Below are 24,515 nucleotides of genomic sequence, written 5' to 3' on the forward strand. Positions count from 1 at the left end.
GCCAGTCTGGCTGCTGCTTTTTTAGACCATGGAAGATTTCAAATGAATCGAATTGCGCTTGCTCTGCTTTTACTCCTGACGCTGCCGCTCTCTGCTCAAACCACAATGCAGCCGCTGATGCCTGTGTCCTCTGCCGCCATGCCTTCTCAAGGCGATCCGAATATCTCTCAGCAGGCGGTGCCGGGCAAGCCTTTCTCCGTCGTCGGGCCGCGGGGCGCTTTGCTCGGCCAGCAGAATGGCAAGTACGAGGCGTGGATCTTTCCCTGGAAGATCTTCAGCGATATGCGCATGACCGTGCGCATGAAGAACTATGCGGTGCCGATTGACGTCAACAAGCATGCCGCATGGATTGACGTGCATCCCTATGCCACGACCATTACGTATTCGCACGCCAACTTCACCATCCGCCAGACTATGCTTGCTCCCAAACGCGGGCCCAATCAGGATGGAGCGCTTGTGCTCTACCAGTTTGAGGCGGTTCGTCCCATGGATATTACGTTCAGCCTGCATCCTGTGATGCAGCGCATGTGGCCGGCGAACTCTCCTGACGCGTCTTCTCCGGAGTGGGTAAAAACCAACGGTCACTCCGGTTTCTACATCCTCCATCTCCCGTTCCCTCAGAACACCGCGGCCCTTGCGATTCCTGATGCGGAGCCCGGCATTCTTGCGCCGTATCAGGAACGCGCAAAGTACTGGCCGCTGCAATTTGTGCTGCACTACGATCCGGCAAAGGATCGCGGCAAAGTGTATCCGTTACTGATCACTTTCAGCACAAGCCAGCAGGCGTCCAGCAAGGCATCCCTGTACCGAAGTCTCGCGTCGCTGGATCAGAGGGTCTCATCTCTCGTGGACGCCAACCGTGTGTATTATGCGCATTTGCTTGAGACGCACACGAGTATCGACACGCCGGATGCGCGATTGAATCAGGCCTTTGCATGGGCCATCACGGCCATGGATCAACTGCGTGTCAAGACCACGCCTGACTTTAACGAGGAAGCTCTCACGGCCGGCTTTGTGGCATCAGGTGACGCTGCCCGGCCTGGCTTCGGCTGGTTTTTTGGCCGCGATGCCCTCTGGACGCTCTTTGCCGTGAATAGTTACGGAGGCTTTCAGACATCCCGTCAGGAGATTGACTTTCTGCTCCACCGACAACGCGCGAATGGCGAGATTATGCATGAGTGGTCGCAGACGGCCGATCTGGTCGCCTGGAAGTCTCTGCCCTACGAATATGCCTCGGCTGACTCCACCCCGCTGCTGCAAATGGCGATGAATGACTACTACACGATCAGCGGGGATAAGGCTTTTGTTGCTTCAAAGTGGAACCAGTTGCAGAAGGCATGGCAGTTTGAGACCTCGCATGACTCGAGGGACGGAATTTACAACAACAGCGTCGGCACCGGATGGGTCGAGTCGTGGGTGCCTTCGATGCCACATCAGGAGATCTATCTGGCATTGCTCGACGAGCAGGCCAGCGCTGCCTTTGCGAATCTGGCTCATGCGACGCATCATGACGCGCTCGCACAAGCAGCCGCGGCTCGCGCCAGTCACATCCGAGCGACGATCGAGCGCGAGTACTATATGCCTTCGCTCAAGTTTTACGCATTCAGTCACAACGAGGATGGCAGCGTCGACAAAACCGCTACGATCTTTCCGGCGGTCGCGTGGTGGAGCTATGCCTCTGCCCTGCCGCATGCCGCTGCAATGATGTCGCGCTGGGCCTCCAGCGAGTTTGCCACCGACTGGGGCAGCCGCATTCTAAGCGATAAGGTCAGCTTCTATGACCCCATTAGTTATCATCAGGGATCGGTGTGGCCGCTCTTCACGGGCTGGGCCGCAGTCGCGGAATACCGCAGCGGGCATCCGCTGGCTGGCTATGCCGCGATGATGCAGAATGTGGATCTCACCTGGCCGCAGGACCCGGGCGATGTTACGGAGTTACTCTCTGGCCGCTTCTACCAGGTGCTGGGGCGAAGCACTGCTCATCAGCTCTGGTCTTCGTCGATGGTCATTTCTCCGATTCTGCGCGGCATGTTTGGCCTGGAGTGGGATGAGCCTCACGGCCGCCTCTATGTCTCCCCTTCTTTACCTGCGAATTGGCCCGAGGCATCGATTGATCGGCTGCCCTTCGGCAAAGGCTCCGTCGATCTGCGCTTCAAGCGGGATAAAGGATCGCTCATAGTTACAGAATCGGCTACAGGCGTGGATGCACCGCAGCTTGCATCGCGCATCCCGGGCGCGCAAAGCGGAGGCCAGCAGCTTCACATTCCTCTGCCTGCGGTCGAGGCGTTTGTTCCGCGCCATCTTCCGAATCCAGGCTCTGAAACACATCAGCTCAAGGTGATTGGAGAACTGCACACCGCGCGCTCCTACACCTTGACGCTATCCGCCCCTGCCGGCGAGCAGATGTCCATTCCGCTGCGGGAAAACATTCCGGGACTTGACCTGCACGCTGACGGCGCAGAGATGTCCGGCTCCAGGTTGGGCGATGACGTGCGAACCCTGACGGTGGACTTTCCTGCCGGGCAAGGATACGTAGACAAAACTGTTCGGATCTCCTGGTAGAGCCGCGCATGCACCGCGTATCCATTCTGCTTCGCTGATTCATTCTGCTTTTTTGCGCGGCTCTGGCGCTGCCGACGGCAGTCAATCTTTTGGCGCAACAGACGCCTGAACGCAGTCAGCACCTCTCGGCTCTTGCCTGGAAAACAGACGCCGCCGAGCCGCAGCGATTTGTCGCCGTGCATGGCCGCGAGTCGGCCATCTTCGGTTATTCAGATAAGTGTCTGGAGGTCTGGGCTTGCCCGATCCAGCTTCTGAGTGATTACCAGATCAGCTTTCACGAGCAGGGCAGCGTGGAGCCTATCGCTGGGCGTCAGATTTTGCGGCGCGTGCAGTATTTTCCTGACCGCGTGATTCGCATTGATCTCTTTGAGCGCGAGCGGCTCGTCGTGACACGCAGCAAGTTTCTGCTCGTCGAGGGTCCATTGCAAAATCAGGACGTGTGATTCACGTGAAAGCTCATCGCCTGCGCAGCCTCTCTGGCCAACTGCTCAACCTGCGCTCGCATGACTTTCATTGAAGCAGCATGAGGACAGAATCTGACGGCACACTTCTCCCTGCGAGAAAAACCCAGCAACAAGCGAGGCATCCGATGGTTAGCTCCGCGGTCGAGCAGGTTCCCGGTTACCCACTGGAGACGCTCCCCAACATCCGCGACCCTAAGGAGCGCGCACGCGTTGGCTATTCTTCGCCTTCAAGATCGCGCTGATAGTGCCGAGCATGTGTTTCTGGTCAATCGCCCTCGCATACTATGCAAATCCGCTCGGCTCGTTGGCAGCGGTATACATTCAAATGGTCGTTGCCTTCCTCGGCTTCCTGTTTGCGTTTCGCTGGGCTTGGCGAGACCCGCGACGGCGTTGTCCGGTATGTCTTCAGTTGCTCTCAAATCCCGCCCACGTCAGCCGCGCATCGCATAGTTTCCTTGACTGGAGCGGTACGGAATGGATATGCAGCAAGGGGCACGGCTTCCTGCACATCCCAGAAATCCCGACAAGCTGGCTCAGTATTCAATGCTGGCTCCACATGAATCCGTCCTGGCACTCTCTGTTTTCTGATACTTGTATTGAGTAGATTGATTGACGCCCGCATCCTCCGGCTTGCGTGTGCCCAAGATCTAATTTGCTGGCGGGGCTAATCGACCGTGATAAATCTCAATCGTCAGCAGAATTATCGCTAAGAGCGTTTCTGTTCGATTGGGACAGGCTCGTCATGAAGAAAGCCAGGATGGCACGAGAAAAGCGATATTAGCCTGAGCCGCAGGGGAACGTGCTTCGACAGATTTAGGTGGTAATTCAGCTCAACAACACGCAATTTACACCGCATTACAAACTCTGAATAATCAATTGCTTGTAAGGGCGTTGCGAAAACTTTCATCTTAAAGCGCACGTTGATCACGAAACTTTCACATTAAACGCGGTCTCCACTTTCACTTTCTCGATCACGCGAATTCTTAAGTGGTTGATCTCAAAGATGAGGAACTTTCACTTTATCTGTGCGCGCACACTTAAAACAACAGCCGCGCTTAGAGTGAAGGTTCCACCAGAGCGACCATCTCTTGGAGAATCAAGATAGACAGCCGGCGCCCTGCCTGGAAATCAAATCTCGACAAGCGGCTCATGAATAAATCTCTCATTGGCAGCCGTTGGGTTCTCGCGGGTGGGAGGGCACTCAGTGAGCTTCCTGCGCAGCCCTGCTTTCTTTCACTCTTACGCCATCTTCAATATCGGCGCCGGGATGCACAACCACACGATCCCCCAGCCGCAAGCCCGCAGTGACTTCCCAAAAGGTACTGCCGCGGTGCCCGATCTGGACGATAGTTCTATGGGCTTTGCCATTTTTGACGAGAAATACAGCCCACTCCTTCTGGAAGCGGAAGATAGCGCTAGCCGGAACTTTGAGAACGTTAGAACCCTGCCAGACAATGACTTGCACGTTGACGTGATAGGCGTCTTCAAGGCCATGGGTAGGGCCAATTGGATCGCAAACCACGTTGACTCTCTGCTCCTCAACGCCGAGAGCGGAGACCTTGGTGAATCCTCCAGGTTCGACGAGGCGGACGCGCGCAGGAATATCCTCGGCGCCGCCCCAATCGGTTATGAGGGCGTGCATTTCAGGCTGGATGCGCACAGCGTCGCGCGTGAGGAAGTCTGAGACAATTTCGAGCCGCGGCGTAAAGCCGATTTCCAGCAGTGGCATGCCGGGTGTGACGACGCGCTCGCTCTTTTCAAACAGCCGGAGTACGCGGCCGTCAATTGGAGCGCGGATGGGGGTGGGCAGCGTGGAGGGTCCGCTGTGATACTCAAGCAGCGCTGATCTCGCTTCTTCTACCTGAGATTTTGCGGCCTCGAGCGCGGAGTCGGCGGCATGAGCCTGTTTCGCGGCAACAGAGTCCACCGTGACGGCTCTTTCCTGAGCTTCCTGCGAGATGATGCCGTGCTGAAAAAGCTGGCGCGCGCGATCGAGATCCTTTTGCGCCTGTGCTTGGTCGGCAGCGGCACGGGCGGCGAGTGCTTCTGCCTGCTTCTGGCTGGCTCGAGCTGCATCCAGGCGCGCCTGGAGTATGGCCTGCTGCCGAGGGTCAATGGGTGCAGGGTCAATCCATGCGATGATTTGGTTTTCCTTCACGGCGTCGCCAGCATCAAGATGGATTCTCCGCAGCTTTCCGGCAACGGTGGCGGCGACCGTAAAGTGGTCGTGCATGCGGGTTTTGCCTTCTTCTTCGACCGTTTCCTGCAGGCTGCCTTTTGCGATCACAGAGGTTTCCACGGGTACGGAAGCGGGTCGAAAGATGAATGCAAGCCCCGCACCGAGCAACAGCACGATGACAAGGAAAATAACTAACCGTCGCCGCTTCATATCATTCCCTCGATTTGAGTACAGAGATCATATCCAGATGCGCGATGCGGCGCCCCACGAGATTGCCGGAAAGCGCCGCAGAGAAGAGAACCATGAGAAGCGCCCAGGCGTAGCTCGTGGGACGCACGACCAGCGGCATTCGATATAGCTCAGTCTGAAGGCGGGCTGCCAGAAGCGCGCTCAGACCGTAGCCGGCGGCAAAGCCGAAGGGCAGCGCGAAGAGCGTGATCACGGCCTGCTCGCCCAGCAGGATCGAGGTAATCTCCTGCCGCGTGAAGCCAAGTATGCGGAGCGTGGCGAGTTCGCGAGCTCGCTCAGAGAGTGCGATGCGTGCTCCGTTGTAAATCATGCCGGCGGCAATGATAGCGGCAAAAATAATGAGTGTGCCAAGCGACAGTGCCATGCTGCGGTTGATAGTGTCCCGGAAGCTGTCTACGGTAGTTTTCTTGATCGCCACGGACGCCACCGCAGGCAAGGTTTTCAGGCTCTGGTAGAGCAGCGGCTGCTTTGCCGCGTCGACCTGGAGGAATGCTCCTGAGATGGATCCACCTTCCTGCAGAAGGCGATTGAGCGCAGGTAGCTCGATGTAGGCGTTGGTGCCGAGCGGCTCATCCACAAGCGCCGCGACGGGAAGACTACGCACGAGGCGGCGTCCTTCGAGGATTTCGACCTGGACGGATTCTCCCGGCACGACGTGGAGGAGTTCAGCGAGTGTAGTGGAGAGGACGACACCGTCAGGCGGCATGAGCGCACGACGCCCCTGCTGGTCGATCATGAGCCGCATGCGGCTGTCGCGCGACAGTCCAAGCAGGCTGGTTTTGTGAGATCGATGCTGGAAGCGCAGACGCACAGGGACGTCGCGAAAGGGCTCGGAGGCAATAACGCCAGGCAGGTGAGCCAGTTCCTGCCGAATGCCGGCCGAGCGCGCTTCGTTAAAGGTGACGGTGATATCTTCCCGCTGCGTATCGCGAAACTGCAGATCCATGATGCGATCAAGGGAGTCGAGCATGCCAAACTCGACGACGACAATCATAATGGCGGTGCAGATGGCGAAGGCAGAGGCCAGGGCTCTCCACGGGCGTCGCTCGAGGTTGCGTAACATCATGCGCAAAGCCGCGGAGCGGACACGGAGATTGAACCTGTCCAGCAGCGTAGGGCGGAATTGCTGCGGAGACTCGGGGCGCATGGCCTCAGCCGGCGGAAGCGCGGCCGCGTAAAGAACGGGAACAAGCGCACCGGCAATGGCTGTGCCCGCGCAAATGAGCCCGGCCCAGAAGAAGATGCTGACTTCAGGCCGGTAAATAAGAATGGGAAATCGGTAGAACTCCGCATAAAGCCTTGCGAGACGAATGCCAAAAACCCATCCCACCACGCAGCCAAGCAGGTATCCGGCGGATGCGATCAGAAGACTGAACTGTACATAGTGCGCGGCCACCTGGCCGCTGGTAAAACCGAATGCCTTGATGACGGCGATCTCTGAGCGCTGCATGCTGACAACACGGGTGAAGGACAGATGTACGAGCACGGCCGCGACCAGAAGAAAGATGGCCGGAATAATCATCGCGCTGATACGGTTCTGAGATATTTCGTCAGAGATGAAGCGATGCGAGATCTGATCTTCTCGCCCGTACGCGCCAAGGCACCCATAGCGGTCGAGAATGCGGTCCATGGAGGCGATGACTTCCAATTCGTTGGCGTGTGGCCGCAGCGATACGGCGACCGAGTTGAAGGCGCCCTTCATGTCGAGCGCGGACTGCAGGGCTTCCGGCGACATCCACAGAACACCGAAGCGGCGGTTATCGGGAAATAGCGAGGCGCCGCCTCGGATTTCGTAAATGTATTCCGGGGATAGAGCGATCCCAACGACGGTCAATCGCTGCCAGCGGCCCTGGATGATGGCCTGAATGGTACTGCCGAGTTGCAGATGATTGGCGGAGGCGAAGGCTTCGCTTGCAACGGCCTCGTTGGCAGCGTGCGGCTCGATGAATCTACCCCTGCGAAGAAAGAGCGCGTTGAGTGCGCCGCTATTTTCGGCGGGCATGGAGATGAGCCGGCCCACGGCGGGCTCATCGAGTCCCGGAACGTTCAACGTAACATCCATCACCACACGGGGCTGCACCCGGGCAACCCCCGGCACCTCCCGGATACGGTCAGCGGCACGCTCGGGAGCGCGCTTGAGTTCGGCAAAAACATCGGCAAAGCGATAACGAGCGTAGTAGTCGGCCTGAGATCGTAACAGTGACCGATACATGGATCGCATAGTGACAAAGGCCGCGACACCGCACGCGATGACAAGAATGATGGCGATGGCCTGGCCCCGAATGTGGAGAAGGTCGCGGACGAGTTTGCGTTGGAGTACAGCCATGGCTTACCACTCCAGTTCGTCGGGGCGCGCCTTTCGGGCGTTGCGCGTGATCTCTGTGATTTCTCCACTGCGCAGACGGACGACGCGGTCTGCCATGTCTGCAATGGCCGTATTGTGCGTGATCACAGCGACGAGCGTGTGCAACTCCCGGTTCACGTCAGCGAGCACTTCCAGAATAAGTTTTGCGGTCGGGTAATCGAGCGCGCCTGTCGGCTCGTCGCAGAGCAGAATATCGGGCGTTTTGGCGATGGCGCGCGCGATGGCGACGCGCTGCTGCTCCCCGCCGGAGAGTTGTGAGGGGAAATGGTTCTGCCGCTCGGTGAGGCCCACCAGTCGCAACGCTTTGCGGGGGGCCATGGCGTGCTCGGCGATTTCAGTGACAAGAGCGACGTTCTCAAGCGCGGTGAGACTGGGAATGAGGTTGTAGAACTGAAAGACGAAGCCGACATGCTCGCGGCGGAACTGAGTGAGGCCCGCGTCTCCAGCCTTGGAGAGCCAGTGGTCGCGGAATCGCACGTCGCCAGTGGTGGGCGTATCGAGCCCGCCCATAATATTCAGCAAAGTGGATTTACCGCTGCCCGAAGGCCCCAGGATGACGATGAATTCCCCGGCGGAGAGATCGAGGCTGACCGAGCGCAGAGCGGTGACCGTGACATCGCCGGTCTGGTAGGTTTTCGACACCTCATGAACGTGAAAAACCACATCCGTACTATCTACGATGCTGTGGGCTGAAGTTGCCATAACCTCTCGAATCGTGATTTATGGTCCCCGTCTCACCATGCCTTCATGGTATGAACGATTTCAGCAGCATCCTCCGTGATGATCATCACCAGGATGCAACGGCAAAGACGACCTCATTGTCGGCACGGAAGACTGCAGCACACAAAGCAGCGGCAGCCTTGAGGTGATGCTCGGCAATGGCGACGGTACCTTTCAGGCGCCAGTCACGATTTCTTAGTCCCCAGTTGTCAGTCCCCGGTTTTCAGTCCCGCGGCGTCATTCTGAGGCCTGTTTCTGGCCGAAACGGCGTCCCCGGGGAACGGGTCTTCGTTCCCGGGGTGGGAAGAATCCCGGCGATGCTTCAGGATCCGATGCTGCCCGAAGTTTCTCCCATTCGCGGGCGGGATTTGGTGGGCGGAAGAGGGCGCACTTGAAATGTGAATGGAGACTCACATTTGCGCATTTTTCTAAAAGATGGCCGCAGGTGATTGATTCTAAATGTTAAATAATGCGAATGGGGATTCACATTTGCAATTCCGAGCAGCGAAACACGGGAATAAAAGGATGCCCTGATTTCAGAGTAGCAAGAGATGGGGGAATTTCCGGCAAGGGCATGGTGACGAGTGGGATTCAGCACGTTTCCCATGGAGCCACGGGCTTCTTCCGCGATGCTCGCGAGCAGATGGGAGAGACTCCGGGCAGCATCGACACCCGAAGCATCGCCGGGATTCTTCCCACCCCGTTTCGGCCAAAAGCAGGCCTCAGAATGACGCCTCGCGGAGAGGGACCGACCACTGGGGACTGAGAACTGAGAACTGAAAACTGAAAACTGGGGACTGAAAACTGGCAACTGCCGGTAATTTCCCCCAAACTTGCTACTCTAAAAATAGAGACTTCTCCTCCCCGAACGGGACGCCTGCACACGCGGCGTCCCGTTCGCTTTTTCAGCAAGAAGCAAGCCAGGTCGCAGCGCCAGATCGCAGCACCAGGCAGCAGCAAGGAGCACGGCATGAACCCCGAAGAAATTCCCGCCCGCATGGCCGGCGAGCCGCACGACGACAGCCCCTACACGGCGCGGCCCGCATCCACTGCGCCGCATTTCCCCGCTCCCGGCGCGGTCTTCGACCCCTCCTACGATCCGCTGCGCGACTACGACCAAAACGGCGAGCCAGACGAAGCTCTCGCCTCCGTCTGGTCGCGCCGCAGCTTCGCGCAGGCGCTGCTCGCCGCCGTGCACGAGCGCGAAAAAGAGATTGCCAAGGCCTTTGCCGGCAAGCTCTGCGAAGGCAGCGTCTCGCTCATCAAACTCACGGTCGAGCTCGAGCGCGAGTCCGCCGAAGAGGAGCGCCGCGCCGAAGAACGCCGCGCCCCCACGCTCTCACAGGCTCTGCTGCCGCTGCTGCGTCGCGACCTCATTCCGCAAAAGGAGGCCGAGCGCAAAGCCGCCCAGGCCATCAAACCCTGGGAGACCCCCGGCTACGGCCAGGACGGCTTTGACCTCAAGGCAATGTGCGAGCGCATGACCGAGACAATGGTTTGTTTTATGAACGAGATCGAAGCACGCTCTTGCCAGACGCACCCTCCCGCGCCGCCGGCAGACCCCGGCGTCACGCCTGACGCCACCACCGGCGCCACGACAGAAGTTGATCTCAAGGCCATACAGGAAAGCCCCATGCACCGGCGGCTTTTCCCCACGCGTGCCCGGCGCCGGGCGCGGCTGGCGCGGCCGATGCCGTGGCGCAGGTCATCTCTCGCGGATACCCATGCGCCGCGTGAAAACGCATCGGGCCATGCTGGGCATTTTTCAGCGTGCGCAGCCATGGCAGTGGAGTTAACATCGCCGCAAAGCATGTTCACTCCAGGCGTGATCCGTGCGAGCTGTCCAGCGTCAGCGTTCCATCAAAGAACGGCCACAACGCTTCGCCGCGAGACACCGGACCGCATGGCTGAAAATGCTTTCACAGGAGGAACGCCGCCGCATGGAATCCGATTCCGCCTCCGCGCCGCAACTGGCGCAAACCGCAGCCGAGCTTCGCGAGGAACGCCGCAAGCTTCGCCGCCTGCAACTCATGATGGATATGGTGATGTCCGTGATCGGGCAAAGCCCTCATCTCTCCATCGACGAGGCCGCCGAGATGATCGCGCAGTCCGAGCGGGCCGCGTTGGCGATGTTTCCTGACAAGGAGCTGGCCTTCCGCCTGCTCTACAAGCCGCGCCTGCAGCGGCTGATGCGCGAGCGTTACCGCATTCAGTAGCAGACTGCGCTACTTGTCGGTCATGGCCGTCAGTTGAAAAGTGATTGTGCCCCAGAAGAGCCGCGCCCGCATCTGCACCGGAATATGCCGCGCGTCATCGGTGTACCAGATCCAGATGTTGCCGCGATTTTTCACCACTCCGGCATCGGCCGTGGGCTGCACGCGCACCGTGGCAAAGCTGCCGAGCGGCGTCTTGATCTGCTCGTGGTCTTCCACCTTCATCGTGACGGCAACCGTGCGCGTGGCGTCCGCCAGGGGAATGCCGAAGCTGTGCCCTACCTGAAGATCCTGCGACGAAGGATAAAAGATGGCCGAGAGATCATCCGTCACGCACGAAGGAATCTTTGACACAATGCGCTTCTGATTGCCGGCGACCAGGTTCTTCTCCTGAAAAACTTCTTCGCCCTTGGCATAGTCAAACTGCTCGACGCTGTTGACCTTGCGGCGGCCTTCCTGCGTCTGCTTTGAAAAGTTGAGCGAGCATCCCGTCGCGCGGTCAAAGGTGGACTGAAATTTATCGATGACCTTGTAGATCAGATTGACGGCGCCGAGCGTCTCGCTTGTGACTGAGACGTGCTCAAAGCTCCCGTCCTGTTCCAGATGAAACACAGCCGTGCCGGCCGGGAAGACGCGCCAGTCCACCGAGTAGGTAAGCGTCTGGTGCGCGGGAAAGCTGTAGCCGGCGCGGGGCGGCGCGAGTGCGGGCAGCGACTGCGGCGACTGTGCGTGCAGGCTGCCCGTGAGCAACAGCAGGGTGGCCATGGCAGGCAAAAGAGTACGCCGAATCAATCTGTCCTCGATTCCTTCAGTGTTCGATCTCTTCAGTAGAAGATCAGCGGTGGAAGTAGAGCCGCAGCAGCAATGCGCCATAGAGGGCTGCGGCACCCATAAACGCATTGTACTCACGATGCCGCCGGTAAAGGCCGGAAGAAAATCCCCCCTCCCCCTTTACCCGTGGGGTTCCGGGCGTGAGCCGCGGAAAAAGCCGCGGAACGCGCGCGCAATAAGCGTCAAAGCCGGCAAACTCGCCACGCAGAAAAGCCTCTTCCGAGCGAATCACAGGCAAATAAATTGCGAAGAAGAGAACCGCGATGCCCAGCAGAATCCACGCATTGCGCGAGGCCACCGCAAAGCCCAGCGCCATCAGCAGCGAGCCCAGGTAAAGCGGATTGCGCGTGTAGGCGTAAGGGCCGGTGGTGGTGAGTTCGCGATTTTTCTTCACATAGCCCGACGCATACGCGCGCAGCGCGAGGCCGGGCAGCACCAGCAGCAGGCTGTAGCCCAGCGAAGTCCACTCCGGACGCGCGAGCCACAAAAAGACAGCGGCAAATACAAATCCAAGCGGCACGCGAATGCGCCGCGCAATGCGCGACCACGTGGGCTTCTGTTGCGGTGCGGCAGAGGGGCTCAAGCGTTTCCTCGCAGTGCGGAAGTTTGCGGCGCGGCCAGCAGATCCAGCGCGGCAGCGGTGACGGCCTCAGGCGTGATGGTGAGCAATCCCGCCTCGGGCTCGGCGCGGCGTGTGTGATCGCGCTTGCTCTCAGGGTGGCGCAGCACGCGAAAATCATTGCCAAATGGACCGTTGCGCGCCGGGTCCGTCGGGCCAAAAATGCCCACCGTGGGTCGGCCCAGCGCACAGGCCAAATGCAGCGGGCCCGTGTCGCCCGCAATCACCAGCGCCGCGCGGCGAGTGATGGCCATCAGCTTTGACAGGCTCGGCGTCAGCGTGTGCACAACGCCGCCGCTCGACTGCACAATCTCTTCGGCCAGCGCCATTTCCATGGGGCCGCTGTTGATGCAGACATGAAAACCCTGCGCGGCGAGCGCTCGCGCCACCGCTCCGTAACGCGCGGCCGGCCAGCGCTTCGCGCCCCAGCCGGCACCGGGGCTCAGCAGCACAAAGGGCTGCGGCAGCGTGGCCGCAAAGGCTTCGCTTTCGGTATCCGTAGGCAGCAGCGGCAGCGTGAAATCCAGATGATCGCCCGCGATAGCATTGACCACTTCGATGGATTGCTCAATCACATGCACGCCGCGCGTCGGCACCTTCTCTTTGAAGAGCCACTTCGCGGCAGGCTCGCGCGGCACCGCCTCTCCAATCAACCGGGGCGTGCCAGCGCTACGGGCCAGCAGCGCCGAGCGCACGGCCCCCTGCAGGTCCACGGCCACATCGTAGTGCTGCGCGCGCAGCTCGCGGCGCACGGCCATCACCTCTTCGCGCGTGGAGCGGCGCATCCAAGCCTTGGCCCAGCGCTTCGCCGGAACCATATGCAGCGCGTCCACCAGCGGCATGCCAGCCGTGCCCGGCGTAGCGTGCGCGGCGCAAAATAGCTCGCTCCACTGCGGCTCGACGGCCCAGCCCAGAGTCCACTCCGGATGCGCCCGGCGCAGCGCCGTCACCGCGGGCAGCGAATGCAGAATGTCGCCCATGGCGCCCAGGCGCACAAGCAGCACGCGCAACGATTTGGAATTTTCAGGCAAGCCTTTATTTTCTCATGCCAGTCGCAATCTCACTGACGGCAAACCGCAGCGAGAAGTTGCGCGCGCACAGCGGATTCCTCAAGAAATTGCACCGTGAGCGGGGCGGTCAAAACCGGCGCGGCGCGGCTCAACCGCGCACGCTGCGCGGCCGTGAGCCGGATGGCATCTTTCTCCGTGGTGACAAAGGCCTGCACCTGGTGCTTGCGCGCAAGCGCAAGCAGGTAGTCAAGATCGGCGGCAGTAAAGGCGCGGTGATCGCGAAACGCCGCCTGCGCCACAAGGTTCGCACCCTGCGCCGTGAGCGCGGCAAAAAACTCCCGCGGCCGTGCAATGCCGCAAAAGGCCAGCACCGGCGTTTGCGCCGGCAACCCCGCGGGCATCTGCAGCGAACGGCGCACAAGCCACCGTGGCTGTTGCAAATCCAAGGCGTCGAGGCGCGCGGCCAGATCCGAGTCCAGATCCGAGTCCTCTTCGCGCAGCACCAGCACATCGGCGCGGCGCAGCGCGCGCAGCGGCTCGCGCAGGCGGCCTGCAGGCAGCAGCCACTCGTGAAAGTCACTGGCATGCAGCACCACGATGTCGAGATCCCGCGCAAGCTGCCGATGCTGAAAGCCATCGTCCAGAATGTGTACGGCACGGGCGCTTCCCGGCTCCTCGTGTGCGAACGCGGCCTCGCGTTCGGCGAGTTGTCCCGCCTCATACCGCGAAGCCCCCACATACACCGGCGCATGCGTCGTGGCGGCGATGAGCACCGGCTCATCCCCATATTGCGCGGCCAAGTGGTCTTCAGCGTTGCCCGCCGCATCGGCGGACGGCACGCGCGCCACGCCTTGAGAGCGGCGGCCATAGCCACGCGAGAGCACGTCGGCGTGCATTCCCTCTTCACGCAGCAGCTCGACCAGGCGCATCACCACGGGAGTCTTGCCCGCGCCGCCCACCGAGAGATTGCCCACGCTGATCACCGGCCACGCAAGGCGTTGCACGGTTGCGGAATCTTTCTGCCCGTTTTTGTAACCATCGTAGCGACGATTTTTGAGCGCCAGCCCCAGCGCATAGAGCGGCGTCAAAGGCGCGAGCAGCCGCTGCGGATTCATCGCGCACCCTCCCGCTCTTTTTCGAGCACGGCGAGCAGCGTTTTCACCGCACGTTCCGTGGCTCCGGCTTCGCGCTCGCAGACCATCCTTGCCCGCTCGCCCATCGCGCGCGCCTGCTCCGGATGCGCCAGAAGCCCGGCAAACGTGCTGCCCAGCGCAGACGGGCTGGTCAATCGCAGCGCATTCTCTGACTCAAGCGCCGCGACCACGCCGCGAAAGTTCGCATAGTGCTCGCCCATCACCACCGGCACGGCAAACTGCGCGGGCTCCAATGGATTATGCCCGCCGAGCGGCAACAGGCTGCCGCCCACAAAGGCCACCGTGGCGAGCGCATACAGGCTCGCGAGCTCGCCGATGCTGTCGAGCAGCAGCACCGAGCCGGGCACAAGTGGCACAGGCTGCGCGGCCCACGCGCTGCGGCGATGCCACGCTCTGCCGCTGTGATCAAGCATCTGCGCCACCGCCTCAAAGCGCTCGGGATGGCGCGGCGCGAGAATCGTGACCACATCGGACGGCAGCGCGGCCAGCAGCAAACGCTCTTCGCTCTCGCTTCCCTGTCCGCAGGTCGATCCGCAGACCAGCACCGGAACCTGCGGCGGCAGGTGCTGCCGCACCAGCTCCACCGCCGTCGCGGGCGTGCGTGCCGCTGAGTCTCCCGCGACAGGTGCTCGTTGCTGGGGTGATATGTCGTACTTCAAATTGCCCGCCGCCTGCGCATTCGCCGCGCCCAGCGCGCGCAGGCGCTCGGCATCGAGTTCGCTCTGCGCCAGCACGGCGGCAAAGTGCGCCAGCAGATGCCGCCACAAAAAGCGCAGCCGATGATAGCGCGGCCACGACCGATCCGAGATGCGCGCATTCACCACGCAGACCGGAATTTCGCTGCGGCGGCACTCCGTGAGCAGGCGCGGCCAGAACTCCGTCTCCAGCAGCACCACCATCCGCGGCCGCAGTACGCGCAGATACGCACGCACCGCAAAGGCAAAGTCGAGCGGAAAATAGAAGACTGTCTCGGCCCCCAATGCGGAGCCAAAACGCTCGCGCGCCAGCCGCTGGCCCGTGCGCGTGGTGGTCGAGACCACCACCGTGCAGCCGCTCCGTTCGCGCAGGGTGAGAATGAGGCGGCTCGCGGCCAGCACTTCACCCACGGAGACGGCATGCACCCAGATCACGCGCTTGCCCGCCACAGCCTCGCGCAGCGCGCGCGGCACCAAGCCGAGCCGCTGCCACAGCCCCTCGCGATACTTGCCCGCCGTGGCCATGCGCACCAGCCAGAAGGGCGCGCCCACCACGAGCACGAGCAGCAACGCGAGACTGTAAAGGGCAAGCAGCAATCGATCTCTTTACGGAGGCTTCCGCTTGCGATGATAATTTGCCCAGGCTTATGCACGCTCGTTTCTTTGCCATGGCCGCGCTCTTTGGGGCACTGCTCACCGCGCCCTTCGCACAGGCCGCGCGCCATTTGCCGCAGGCGCGCGCCGCAGAGAGCTATGCCCACGCGGTCACAGAGGCGCGCGTCTCCATCGCCGCCGTGCCCTTCCCCCGTGCCGCGCAGCAGCGGGTCTTCGCCATTCCTTACGGGCGCTTCGGCTTTGTGCCCATCCGCCTCGTCATCACCAATCACAATGACCGGCCCATCTCGATTGCCGAGGTGCGCGTCTATTTCATGAGCGCAAACGGCGACCGCATCGACGCGGCCACTCCCGACGATGTGGAGCGCGCCATTCCGCTGCGCGACAAGCGCGGCCGACAGATTCCGCTGGGGCCGTTTGAAGTAAACACGCACGCCAGGGACTCCGATGCGAAGGTGGAACAGGACTTTCGCCGCTACGCATACAACGCACTCGCCGTGCCCGCGCATGCCACCGTGGCGGGATTTCTCTGGTTTGATGTGGAGGGTCTCGGCACCAATCCGCTCACCGGGGCGCGGCTCTCCGTGCGCCAGGTGCAAGGGCCGGACGGGCAGGAATTGTTCTCGTTTGAAGTGCCGTTGGAAAAGTGACGGGGATATCGGAGAGAGTCAGGGATTCTGTCCCACGTCGCAGAGGGACAACCCCACTCAAGCCAACGGCGGGCTTGAATGGGGCACCCACCCCGCAGGATGAAACCCGAAGACGGACCACTGGCCACTGGATACTGGCCACTGGGGACTGACCACCGGAGACTGGGGGGCTGGCTTGCATTCTCCCCCGTCAGCGAAGACCGGAGGACTACGAATCAGCCCAGCGTGCCCGCGTTCGCCGGGGACAGCTCGCGCAGACGCGCCACGCATGCAGGAATCACTTCGAGCGCGGCGTCGATGTCTTCCGCAGTGTTGAGCTTGCTGAGGCTGCAACGAATGGTGGCGCGCGCCCGGGGGCCCGGCACGCCCATCGCGAGCAGCACATGCGACGGATCGGTCGCGCCCGACATGCAGGCCGAGCCGCCCGAGACGGCGAGCCCGCGCAGGTCGAGCGAGATCACCAGCGCCTCACCCTCCAGTTGATCAAAGTAGAGGCTGGTGGTGTTGGCCGTGCGCGGCACGCCCGTGCTGTGCGCGCCCGCGCCTTCCACGGCGGCGAGCACGCCCTGTTCCAGGCGGTCGCGCAGCGCGGCCATCTTCTCAATCGCGCCGGAGGCGAGGCCCGCCATCGCAAGTTCTGCCGCTTTGCCAAAGCCCACAATGCCCGGCACGTTTTCGGTGCCGGCGCGGCGCTGGCGCTCGTGCGAGCCGCCAAAGAGCATCGGCTCCAGTTGCAGTCCCCGCCGAATATAGAGCAGCCCTGTGCCCTGCGGCGCGTGCATCTTGTGGCCGGAGATGCTGAGCAGATCGACGTTCAGTTCCTTCACATCAATCGGCAGTTTGCCCGCGGCCTGCACCGCGTCCGTGTGCAGCAGAATGCCGGCCTCGCGCGTGAGCCGGCCGATTTCAGCAATCGGTTGAATCGCGCCGGTCTCGTTGTTCGCATACATGATGCTCACCAGCCGCGTATTGGGCCGGAAGGCGCGGCGCACCTCGTCCGGATCGACCACGCCCTCGGCCGAGACCGGCAGAAAGGTGACCTCCATGCCGCGGTCGCGCAGCTTCTCGGCCGTGTGCAGCACGGCGTGATGCTCAATGGTCGTGGTGATGAGGTGGTCGCCCGGCTTCAGGGCACCAAAAAGGGCGGCATTGTCGCTTTCCGTGCCGCCCGAGGTAAAGACAATTTCGCCGGGACGACAACCCACCAGTTGGGCAGCAAATTCGCGAGCCTGCTCCACAGCGGCGCGGGCGCGCTGGCCCGGCTGGTGAATCGAGGAGGCGTTGCCAAAGCTCTCAAGAAACCACGGACGCATCGCCTCCAGCACCTCGGGCAACACGGGTGTGGTGGCATTGGCGTCGAGATAAATGCGGCGCATGAGTTGATTGTAGTAGAACGGCGGGGATCTCAGTCCCCAGTTGTCAATCCTCAGTGATCAGTCCCCAGTCCTCAGTTATCAGTTGTCAGTGGTCAATGCCTGGCGGCGGGAGGCGAAGTTGTCCCGCGAATGCCGTTGACAGCTTTCTCCCATGGTGCCGTAGGGTGTGGGAGAAACCTGACGCAGCGGTGGCGACCGGAAGATCGCCGGGATTCTTCGCCGCGTTGCGGCTCAGAATGACGCTGTACGAGAACTGAAAACTTACAACTGAGGACTGTGGACTGAATACTGTGGACTGATAACTGTGGACTGACAACTGGGGACTGGTTCCGCTCAAATCCGCAAAGCTCTGAAGACCGTTACGGCTTGAGTTTGCTGAAGAGGTTCAGCTTTGAGACGTCGTTGAACATCACAAAGGCGAAGAACAGAATCAGCACCACAAAGGCGACCTGATAGATGCGCTCTTTGATCTCGATCTTGAGGTCGTGGCGCAGAATCTCTTCAATCACCAGAAACGTAATCATGCCGCCATCAAGAATCGGGAACGGCAGCAGGTTCATGATGCCGAGGTTGAGGCTGATGAGCGCCATCAGGTTGATGAGCGGCTGCCAGCCCGGCATCTGCACGGCCTCGCCGGTTTCGCGGGCAATGCCGATGGGGCCGCTCAACTGCTGCAGGCCGGTCTTGTGCGTGACCAGGCGGTGCAGCACGTCCAGAATGTAGCCGGAGTAATGCGCGTTGATCACCGCCGACTGGCGCAGCGCCGCAAAGAAGGGCATCTGCTCAATGTTGTAAGGCGGCTGGGCAACGCCAAAGCCGAGGCGGTAGCCCATCTGTCCGCTGCCGTCATCGCCCCACTTGGGCGTGACGGTAAGCTGCTGTGTCTGGCCGTCGCGCAAAATGGTCATGGTCACAGGCTGCCCATGCTGCTGCTGCAGCCAGGCAATCACGGCCATCACCGAGTGCAGCGGCACGCCGTTGAGCGCCGCGACCTTGTCGCCCGGCTTCAGACCGGCCTTGGCGGCGGGGAAGCCCGGCACAATGTCGGTCACCTTCATGGGCCCGTTCTGCATGCGCGGAATCAGGCCCACTTCATCCAGGCTGAAGTCCTGCCCCTTGGTCGGGTCGGCGATGAACAGGTGCGTGGAGACATCTTCGCTCTTGCCATTCACCGTGCGCTCCACCGTCACGGGGATGGTCGAGTTCGCATCGAGCGCGGCGCGAATGCGCACCTGCTGCCAGGTGGGGTCATGGGCCACGTCGAACTGCAGAATCTTGTCGCCCGCCTCGAGGCCCGCCCTGGCGGCGGCGGAGTTGGCCTTGACCACATCGATCACCGCCGGCTCTGACAGGTAGCGATCCACCTCGTTGTGCATCATGTAGAGGCCGGTCATGAGGCCAAAGGCCAACAGAAAATTAGCCACCGGGCCGGCCAGCGCGATGATGATGCGCTGCCAGCGGGGCTTGGAGTTCAGGTCGCCGGGGTCGAGCACGCGCGGGCCGTCTTCGTCCTTGCCCGTCTTGTTGCCGGTGTTCAGCGGAACGGTGCCATCGCCGCCCAGCTCGCCGGCCATCTTCACATAGCCGCCCAGCGGCAGCAGGCAGACGCGGTAGTCCGTGTCGCCCCGGCGAAAGCCGAAGAGCCGCGTGCCAAAGCCGATCGAGAAGACCTCCACGCGCACGCCAAAGGCCTTGGCGGCGATGAAATGGCCGAGCTCATGCACGAGCACCATGATGCCCAGCACAATGAGCATGGAGACAGTGGCGGTTAGGAAAAATGGCATAAAAGCTTTTCGAAAGAAGTCCTGAATCTGATTAGACGCGGGAGGGTGTGGCCGCGTCGCGGAAAGCCGGGGCTAGCAACTTGCGCGCGGTCTCGCGAGCCTGTTCATCGAGCGCGAGCACTTCTGTGATGCTCTGCGGATGCCGATGAGGCGTCGCCTCCAGTACCTGCTCTATTGTACGTGGGATGCCCGGAAACGGGATGACCCCTTCGAGGAATGCCTCCACGGCAATCTCATCGGCGGCATTGAGCGCGATGGTGTGCGCGCCGCCGGTTTCCGCCGCCTCGTAGGCCAGCCGCAGGCAGGGGAAGCGCTCGAAGTCCGGCGTCTCAAAGGTGAGCTGGCTGAGCGCGGTCATGTCAAAGGTCAGCTCCGAGGCCACCCGCTCCGGCCAGGTCATGGCATAGAGAATCGGCAGGCGCATGTCGGTGACGGAAATCTGCGCCAGCAGGCTGCCATCCACATATTCCACCAGCGAATGCACCGTCGATTGCGGATGCACGGTCACCTTGACGGCCGAGGGCGGCAAGTCAAAGAGGCGGCAGGCCTCGATGATCTCCAGGCCTTTGTTGAGCATGGTGGCCGAGTCAATCGTGATGCGGCGGCCCATCACCCACGTGGGATGCTTGAGGGCCTGCGCCACGGTGATGTGCTCAAAGTCGGCCAGCGGCAGCGTCCGGAAGGGCCCTCCCGAGGCGGTGAGCCAGATCTGCTTCACCTCGTGGAGATCGCCGGCGCGCATGCACTGGTGAATCGCGTTGTGCTCGGAGTCAATGGGCAGCAGCGGCACGTTTTTGGCGCGGGCGGCGGCGTTCAGCAGGTCTCCGGCGGCCACCATGGCCTCTTTGTTGGCCAGGCCGACGGGCTTGCCCGCCTCGACGGCGGCGTAAGTCGCTTCGAGACCAGCCACGCCCACGATGGCCGAAACTACAAAGTCCACCTCAGGCAGCGTGGCCACGCGGACGGTTCCGGCGGTGCCGTGCAGCACCTCGATGCCGGTGACTCCGGCAGCCTTGAGGCGCGCGGCCAGCTGGGCGGCGAGTTCTTCGGTGGCGAGTGAAATCGCCAAGGGACGCCAGCGGCAGGCCTGCTCAAACGCAGCCTCCAGGTTGCGCCCCGCGGCCAGCGAGGCCACGGCAAATCGCTCAGGAAAACTCTCGATGATGCTGAGGGTGCTCTGCCCGATGGAACCGGTCGAGCCCAGGATGGCGATGCGCTTCAAAGACATTCCTTTGGGGCGGAAGCCCACCTTTTGGGGGCGGGTTACGGCATGGCTAAAGCCATGCCCTGATACAAGATATTTCCCGAAAGTATTAGAAATACTGCTGGGCAATCTGAGCGTACCACAGCAGCGGAGCCGCCAGCAGCAGCGCATCGATGCGGTCAAGCATGCCGCCATGGCCCGGCAGCAGCGTGCCGGAATCCTTCACGCCCGCGCCGCGCTTGAGCCCCGACTCCACCAGGTCGCCCAGTTGGGCGGCAGCGTTGAGCAGCACGGCCAGAATGAGCCAATGCACGATCGATCCCGGATAGCTGAGCGCGTTGACCCCATGATTGGCCAGAAAACCCGCCAGCCAGATGAGAAAGAGCGCCGACAAGGCGCTGGCGGCGAGCGAAGCTGCCGCGCCCTCCCAGGTTTTGCCCGGGCTCAGATGCGGAGCCATCTTGTGGCGGCCAAAGAGTTTGCCGATATAGAGCGCAGCAATGTCGCCGGCCCAGACCGCGAAGAAAAGGAAGAGCAGCAGCGCCGGGCCATTCTCCTGCGCGCTCAACAGCGGCAGCGTAATCAGCGAGAGACCGATATAGAACACCCCGAAGGTGGAGAAGGCCGCATCCGGCAGAATCCGGTTGAGCGGCGAGCGAAAGGTACACAGTGCCAGCAGAATCAGCGCGATACCGCCCAGCAGCGGCGTCAGCAGGTCAGGAAACCGGAAGGCGAAGAAGAACAGCACGGCCACCGCAATGCACGTCGCCACGCGGGGCGTTTTAGCTCCCATGCCGTCGGCGAGGGCCAGATACTCCCACAGGGCAAGCTCGGCCACGGCGGCGCAGGCCAGAGTGAAGAGCCAGAAGGGGGCCCAGAAGACCAGAAGAATGGCAATAGGGATCAGGACAACAGCCGTGAGAATTCGCTTCATTCCTATGGAAGGATACACGCTGGGGAGCGGAAAGCCGGGCGAAATCGGGGCAGCGGCAGCAGCAAAAAGGCAAAAGCCGGGTTGCCATGAGATAGAAAAGCATTGGGGCAGGATGCGCTTTTTCTGGCCATTCTGCCGTCTAATGAAGCAGGTTGTAGGGTGTCGGGAGGAAGAGATATGAGAAATCCACTGCAAACCAACTGGAAGCGCACGACCTTAAAACGCTGGATGGGGGCGAGCGCGGCGATCCTGCTGCTGGGCGCGACGGCATGGGCGCAGCCCAAGGGACCGGGACAAGGCATGGCGACCGTCACGGTCATAAGTAAGCAGGCCGACGCCGCCGCGCCCGCGGTAACGGAGAACGACCTGAATCTCCGCGTCGATGGGCGTCCGGCGCATATCACCGGATGGCGTCACGCCTCCGGGCCGCTCGAAGTCGTGCTGCTCATCGACAACGGCGCGCGCACCAGCCTGGGCCAGCAGATGAATGACATTCGCGGCTTTGTGCGCGAACTGCCCCAGGACGCGGCCATCGGCATTGCCTACATGCAGAATGGGCAGGCCCAGTTCACCGGCCCCATGACCACCAACAAGGAGATGGCGCTCAAGGAACTGCGCCTGCCGGTCGGCACACCGGGCAGCAGCGCCAGCCCCTACTTCTGCCTGTCGGACCTGGCCAAGCACTGGCCCTCCCGCGAGCAGGACGCGCGCCGCGAGGTCATCATGATCACCAACGGCGTGGACAACTATGAGCCTCGCTACGACCCGAACGACCCCTATGTACAGGCGGCGATTCGCGACTCGCTCCAGGCCGGACTGGTGGTCAACTCCATCTACTGGACCAACTCCGGTTGGTTTGGCCACACCGCCTACGCCGCCAACACCGGGCAGAACCTGCTCATCCAGGTCGCGCAAGCCACCGGCGGCAAGCTTTACTGGCAGGGGCTGGGTAATCCGGTCAGCTTCCAGCCCTACTTCAAAGAGCTTCTGAAGCGCTTTGACGAGCAGTATCAACTGAGCTTCACCGCCCAGATGCAGGAGCGCAAGCCCTACGTGGCCAACATGAAACTGAAGGTGCGGACGCCCGGCGTGAAGGTGGACGCGCCGAACCGGATCTGGCTGACGAACGCGGGAACGGAGTAAGACTCGGCCCCGGGTCCGAACTGACGGACCCGGGGCACCCCCGCGGTTTACGGGAGGGAAATTAGTTCGCGGGCTCGGAGTAAGACCGCTTCCGCCTCAGCCTTCGACGGAGATGGACGGGGCGGCCCGCAGCCGCTCCACCACCCGCTCGCGGCCGAGATGGACCATGACGGCAAAGAGGCTGGGTGCGACGGCCTGCCCGGTGAGCGCCACGCGCGAGCCGTTGATGAGCGCGCCGGCCTTCAGGCCCTTTTCTTCGGCAAAGGCGCGCAGCACCTGCTCGGTCGAGGCTTCGGTGAACTCCGCCGCCCCGGCATAGCGCCCGGCCAGCTCGGCCAGGAGGGCGCGCACATTGGCGTCGGCGAGAAACTTGGCCACCGCCGCGGGATCGAACGCGAATGTGTCGCTGAAGTAGGCGCAAAACGCGGTCGAGAAGTCCTTCAGGCTGCGCGCGCGGGGCTTCAGCAGCTCCATCCCGGCCAGAATCTCCTCCGCCGTGCGCGTGGGCGTGAAGCCGGCCTTCTGCCACTCTTCCTCGACCAGCGGCAGCAGCCGCTGGGCCGGGTAGGCGCGAATGTATTCGGTGTTGAACCAGGCCAGCTTGTCGTTGTCAAAGACGGCGTTCGACTTCGAGATGCCATCCAGACCGAAGAGCTGAATCAACTCTTCGGATGAGAAGATTTCGCGGTCCTTGTAGGCAGAGCCGGGCGTCCAGCCCAGCAGCGAGAGGAAGTTGCGGAAGGCCTCGGGCACGATGCCCATGTCCTTGTAGGCAATCACGCTGGTGGCGCCGTGACGCTTGGAGAGGCGCGTCTTGTCAGGCCCCAGAATCAGCGGCACGTGCGCAAAGACCGGCAGCGGCGCGCCGAGGGCGCGGTATTGCAGCACCTGCTTGGGGGTGTTTGAGAGGTGGTCCGCGCCGCGAATGATGTGCGTCAGGCGCATGTCCACGTCATCGGCGACCACACTGAGGTGATAGGTGGGGATGCCATCGGAGCGCAGCAGCACGAAGTCTTCAATCTCGCTGTTGGCAAACTCCACCTTGCCGAAGACGGCGTCATCAAAGCTGGTTGAGCCCCCCTCGGGCACGGCAAAGCGCAGGGCGGCAGGCTCACCGGCGGCCTTGCGCGCGGCGGCATCAGACGGAGCGATGCGGCGGCAGCGGCGGTCATACATCGGCGGGCGTCCGGCGGCGGTGGCTTCGGCGCGGCGCTGCTCCAGCTCCTCTTTGGTGCAGAAGCAGTGGTAGGCGTGGCCGCTCGCCAGCAGCTTTTCCGCCGTAGCGCGGTAAAGATCGAGCCGCTGCGACTGAAAGAACGGACCTTCATCCCAGTTGAGGCCAAGCCAGCGCATGCCCTCCAGAATGCCCTCGACCATGGCCTCAGAGGAGCGCTCAAAGTCGGTGTCTTCAATGCGAAGAATCAGCGTGCCGCCAAAGTGGCGGGCATAGAGCCAGTTGAAGAGCGCGGTGCGGGCTCCGCCGACGTGCAGATAGCCGGTGGGCGAGGGGGCAAAACGGACGCGAGGGGTGATTTCAGACATTTTGAAAAGGGTAGTTCTCGATTTCAGATTTTAGCGGCTGGCGGTGATGGTTCTGTTCCGCCAAGACGCAGGGGCTAAAGCCCGATTTTTACTGTGGGCTCTTGCGGCACGGCTAAAGCCGTGCCCTGATACAAACTTCGTCGCTGCCTTGAAAGAGCTGAAGCCCGCCCACTCAGAGCCTTGCCGAATTCCCCGGGGCCGAACGG

The 24,515-nt window shown here is 61.9% G+C and carries 18 protein-coding genes; 5 read left to right on the plus strand and 13 right to left on the minus strand.

What is annotated here, in order from left to right; translation table 11 throughout:
* The first annotated feature begins 42 nt into the window (after window positions 1–42).
* Window positions 43–2,562: an amylo-alpha-1,6-glucosidase gene (locus tag ACP_RS07660; protein WP_052294737.1), complete on the plus strand. Its 2,520-nt coding sequence runs from the start codon at window positions 43–45 to the stop codon at window positions 2,560–2,562.
* Between the two features lie 89 nt (window positions 2,563–2,651).
* Entirely contained in the window at window positions 2,652–3,005 is a 354-nt protein-coding gene (locus ACP_RS07665; RefSeq protein WP_015896723.1) for a hypothetical protein, read from the plus strand.
* A gap of 1,222 nt (window positions 3,006–4,227) precedes the next feature.
* Here the strand turns inward: ACP_RS07665 and ACP_RS07670 are convergent.
* The 3 genes from ACP_RS07670 to ACP_RS07680 are packed head-to-tail and all read right to left on the minus strand — an operon-like array spanning window position 4,228 to window position 8,521.
* Entirely contained in the window at window positions 4,228–5,415 is a 1,188-nt protein-coding gene (locus ACP_RS07670; RefSeq protein WP_015896725.1) for an efflux RND transporter periplasmic adaptor subunit, read from the minus strand.
* A 1-nt stretch (window position 5,416) separates the two neighbouring features.
* On the minus strand, window positions 5,417–7,780 hold the full coding sequence (locus ACP_RS07675) for an ABC transporter permease (protein WP_015896726.1): 2,364 nt from the start codon (window positions 7,778–7,780) through the stop codon (window positions 5,417–5,419).
* A gap of 3 nt (window positions 7,781–7,783) precedes the next feature.
* Window positions 7,784–8,521, minus strand: coding sequence for an ABC transporter ATP-binding protein (locus ACP_RS07680; RefSeq protein ID WP_015896727.1), 738 nt, complete (start codon window positions 8,519–8,521; stop codon window positions 7,784–7,786).
* Between the two features lie 988 nt (window positions 8,522–9,509).
* On the opposite strand from ACP_RS07680, the gene ACP_RS18605 reads away from it, so the two are divergent.
* Window positions 9,510–10,679 carry a hypothetical protein gene (locus ACP_RS18605; protein WP_238525679.1) on the plus strand — a complete coding sequence of 390 codons (1,170 nt, stop codon included), beginning with the start codon at window positions 9,510–9,512 and terminating at the stop codon, window positions 10,677–10,679.
* An 85-nt stretch (window positions 10,680–10,764) separates the two neighbouring features.
* Here ACP_RS18605 and ACP_RS07700 read toward each other — a convergent pair whose 3' ends face one another.
* Genes ACP_RS07700 through ACP_RS07720 form a run of 5 tightly spaced genes read right to left on the minus strand, consistent with a single transcriptional unit; the run spans window position 10,765 to window position 15,658 of the window.
* Complete coding sequence (locus ACP_RS07700; protein ID WP_238525680.1) at window positions 10,765–11,544, minus strand: DUF3108 domain-containing protein; 780 nt, start codon at window positions 11,542–11,544, stop codon at window positions 10,765–10,767.
* Between the two features lie 43 nt (window positions 11,545–11,587).
* Window positions 11,588–12,166: a methyltransferase family protein gene (locus ACP_RS07705; RefSeq protein WP_015896731.1), complete on the minus strand. Its 579-nt coding sequence runs from the start codon at window positions 12,164–12,166 to the stop codon at window positions 11,588–11,590.
* Window positions 12,163–13,233 carry a glycosyltransferase family 9 protein gene (locus tag ACP_RS07710; RefSeq protein ID WP_238525681.1) on the minus strand — a complete coding sequence of 357 codons (1,071 nt, stop codon included), beginning with the start codon at window positions 13,231–13,233 and terminating at the stop codon, window positions 12,163–12,165. The genes ACP_RS07705 and ACP_RS07710 overlap by 4 nt, the downstream gene beginning before the upstream one ends.
* Before the next feature lie 29 nt (window positions 13,234–13,262).
* The gene (gene lpxK / locus ACP_RS07715; protein ID WP_015896733.1) at window positions 13,263–14,327 is read right to left on the minus strand and encodes a tetraacyldisaccharide 4'-kinase; all 1,065 of its coding nucleotides are present in this window, start codon (window positions 14,325–14,327) and stop codon (window positions 13,263–13,265) included.
* Entirely contained in the window at window positions 14,324–15,658 is a 1,335-nt protein-coding gene (locus tag ACP_RS07720; protein WP_015896734.1) for a 3-deoxy-D-manno-octulosonic acid transferase, read from the minus strand. Before ACP_RS07720 ends, lpxK begins: the two co-directional genes overlap by 4 nt.
* A 50-nt stretch (window positions 15,659–15,708) precedes the next feature.
* Here ACP_RS07720 and ACP_RS07725 point away from each other — a divergent pair, with 50 nt between their 5' ends.
* Window positions 15,709–16,326 (plus strand): hypothetical protein, encoded by a 618-nt coding sequence (locus ACP_RS07725; protein WP_015896735.1) that lies wholly within the window; start codon window positions 15,709–15,711, stop codon window positions 16,324–16,326.
* A 215-nt stretch (window positions 16,327–16,541) separates the two neighbouring features.
* Here the strand turns inward: ACP_RS07725 and ACP_RS07730 are convergent, their stop codons facing one another.
* The 4 genes from ACP_RS07730 to ACP_RS07745 form a co-directional block, all read right to left on the minus strand.
* Window positions 16,542–17,702 (minus strand): cysteine desulfurase family protein, encoded by a 1,161-nt coding sequence (locus ACP_RS07730; protein WP_015896736.1) that lies wholly within the window; start codon window positions 17,700–17,702, stop codon window positions 16,542–16,544.
* 359 nt (window positions 17,703–18,061) lie between these two features.
* Window positions 18,062–19,486: an RIP metalloprotease RseP gene (rseP, locus tag ACP_RS07735; protein ID WP_015896737.1), complete on the minus strand. Its 1,425-nt coding sequence runs from the start codon at window positions 19,484–19,486 to the stop codon at window positions 18,062–18,064.
* Between the two features lie 31 nt (window positions 19,487–19,517).
* Entirely contained in the window at window positions 19,518–20,708 is a 1,191-nt protein-coding gene (gene dxr, locus ACP_RS07740) for a 1-deoxy-D-xylulose-5-phosphate reductoisomerase (protein WP_041839404.1), read from the minus strand.
* Between the two features lie 91 nt (window positions 20,709–20,799).
* Window positions 20,800–21,624, minus strand: coding sequence for a phosphatidate cytidylyltransferase (locus ACP_RS07745; protein WP_041839405.1), 825 nt, complete (start codon window positions 21,622–21,624; stop codon window positions 20,800–20,802).
* A gap of 177 nt (window positions 21,625–21,801) precedes the next feature.
* On the opposite strand from ACP_RS07745, the gene ACP_RS07750 reads away from it, so the two are divergent.
* Window positions 21,802–22,767, plus strand: coding sequence for a vWA domain-containing protein (locus ACP_RS07750; protein ID WP_015896740.1), 966 nt, complete (start codon window positions 21,802–21,804; stop codon window positions 22,765–22,767).
* Window positions 22,768–22,863: 96 nt separating this feature from the next.
* On the opposite strand, the gene gltX is transcribed toward ACP_RS07750, so the two are convergent.
* Window positions 22,864–24,309: a glutamate--tRNA ligase gene (gene gltX, locus ACP_RS07755; RefSeq protein WP_015896741.1), complete on the minus strand. Its 1,446-nt coding sequence runs from the start codon at window positions 24,307–24,309 to the stop codon at window positions 22,864–22,866.
* Window positions 24,310–24,515: the final 206 nt, after the last annotated feature.

The organism is Acidobacterium capsulatum ATCC 51196 (genome assembly GCF_000022565.1).
Classification (GTDB): domain Bacteria; phylum Acidobacteriota; class Terriglobia; order Terriglobales; family Acidobacteriaceae; genus Acidobacterium; species Acidobacterium capsulatum.

Bases quoted from the DNA above. Each gene is read 5' to 3' on its own strand.
- ACP_RS07660 (WP_052294737.1), top strand. From the start codon at position 43: ATGAATCGAATTGCGCTTGCTCTGCTTTTACTCCTGACGCTGCCGCTC.
- ACP_RS07670 (WP_015896725.1), bottom strand. From the start codon at position 5,415: ATGAAGCGGCGACGGTTAGTTATTTTCCTTGTCATCGTGCTGTTGCTC.
- ACP_RS07675 (WP_015896726.1), bottom strand. From the start codon at position 7,780: ATGGCTGTACTCCAACGCAAACTCGTCCGCGACCTTCTCCACATTCGG.
- ACP_RS07680 (WP_015896727.1), bottom strand. From the start codon at position 8,521: ATGGCAACTTCAGCCCACAGCATCGTAGATAGTACGGATGTGGTTTTT.
- ACP_RS18605 (WP_238525679.1), top strand. From the start codon at position 9,510: ATGAACCCCGAAGAAATTCCCGCCCGCATGGCCGGCGAGCCGCACGAC.
- lpxK (WP_015896733.1), bottom strand. From the start codon at position 14,327: ATGAATCCGCAGCGGCTGCTCGCGCCTTTGACGCCGCTCTATGCGCTG.
- ACP_RS07725 (WP_015896735.1), top strand. From the start codon at position 15,709: ATGCACGCTCGTTTCTTTGCCATGGCCGCGCTCTTTGGGGCACTGCTC.
- ACP_RS07730 (WP_015896736.1), bottom strand. From the start codon at position 17,702: ATGCGCCGCATTTATCTCGACGCCAATGCCACCACACCCGTGTTGCCC.
- rseP (WP_015896737.1), bottom strand. From the start codon at position 19,486: ATGCCATTTTTCCTAACCGCCACTGTCTCCATGCTCATTGTGCTGGGC.
- ACP_RS07745 (WP_041839405.1), bottom strand. From the start codon at position 21,624: ATGAAGCGAATTCTCACGGCTGTTGTCCTGATCCCTATTGCCATTCTT.
- ACP_RS07750 (WP_015896740.1), top strand. From the start codon at position 21,802: ATGAGAAATCCACTGCAAACCAACTGGAAGCGCACGACCTTAAAACGC.
- gltX (WP_015896741.1), bottom strand. From the start codon at position 24,309: ATGTCTGAAATCACCCCTCGCGTCCGTTTTGCCCCCTCGCCCACCGGC.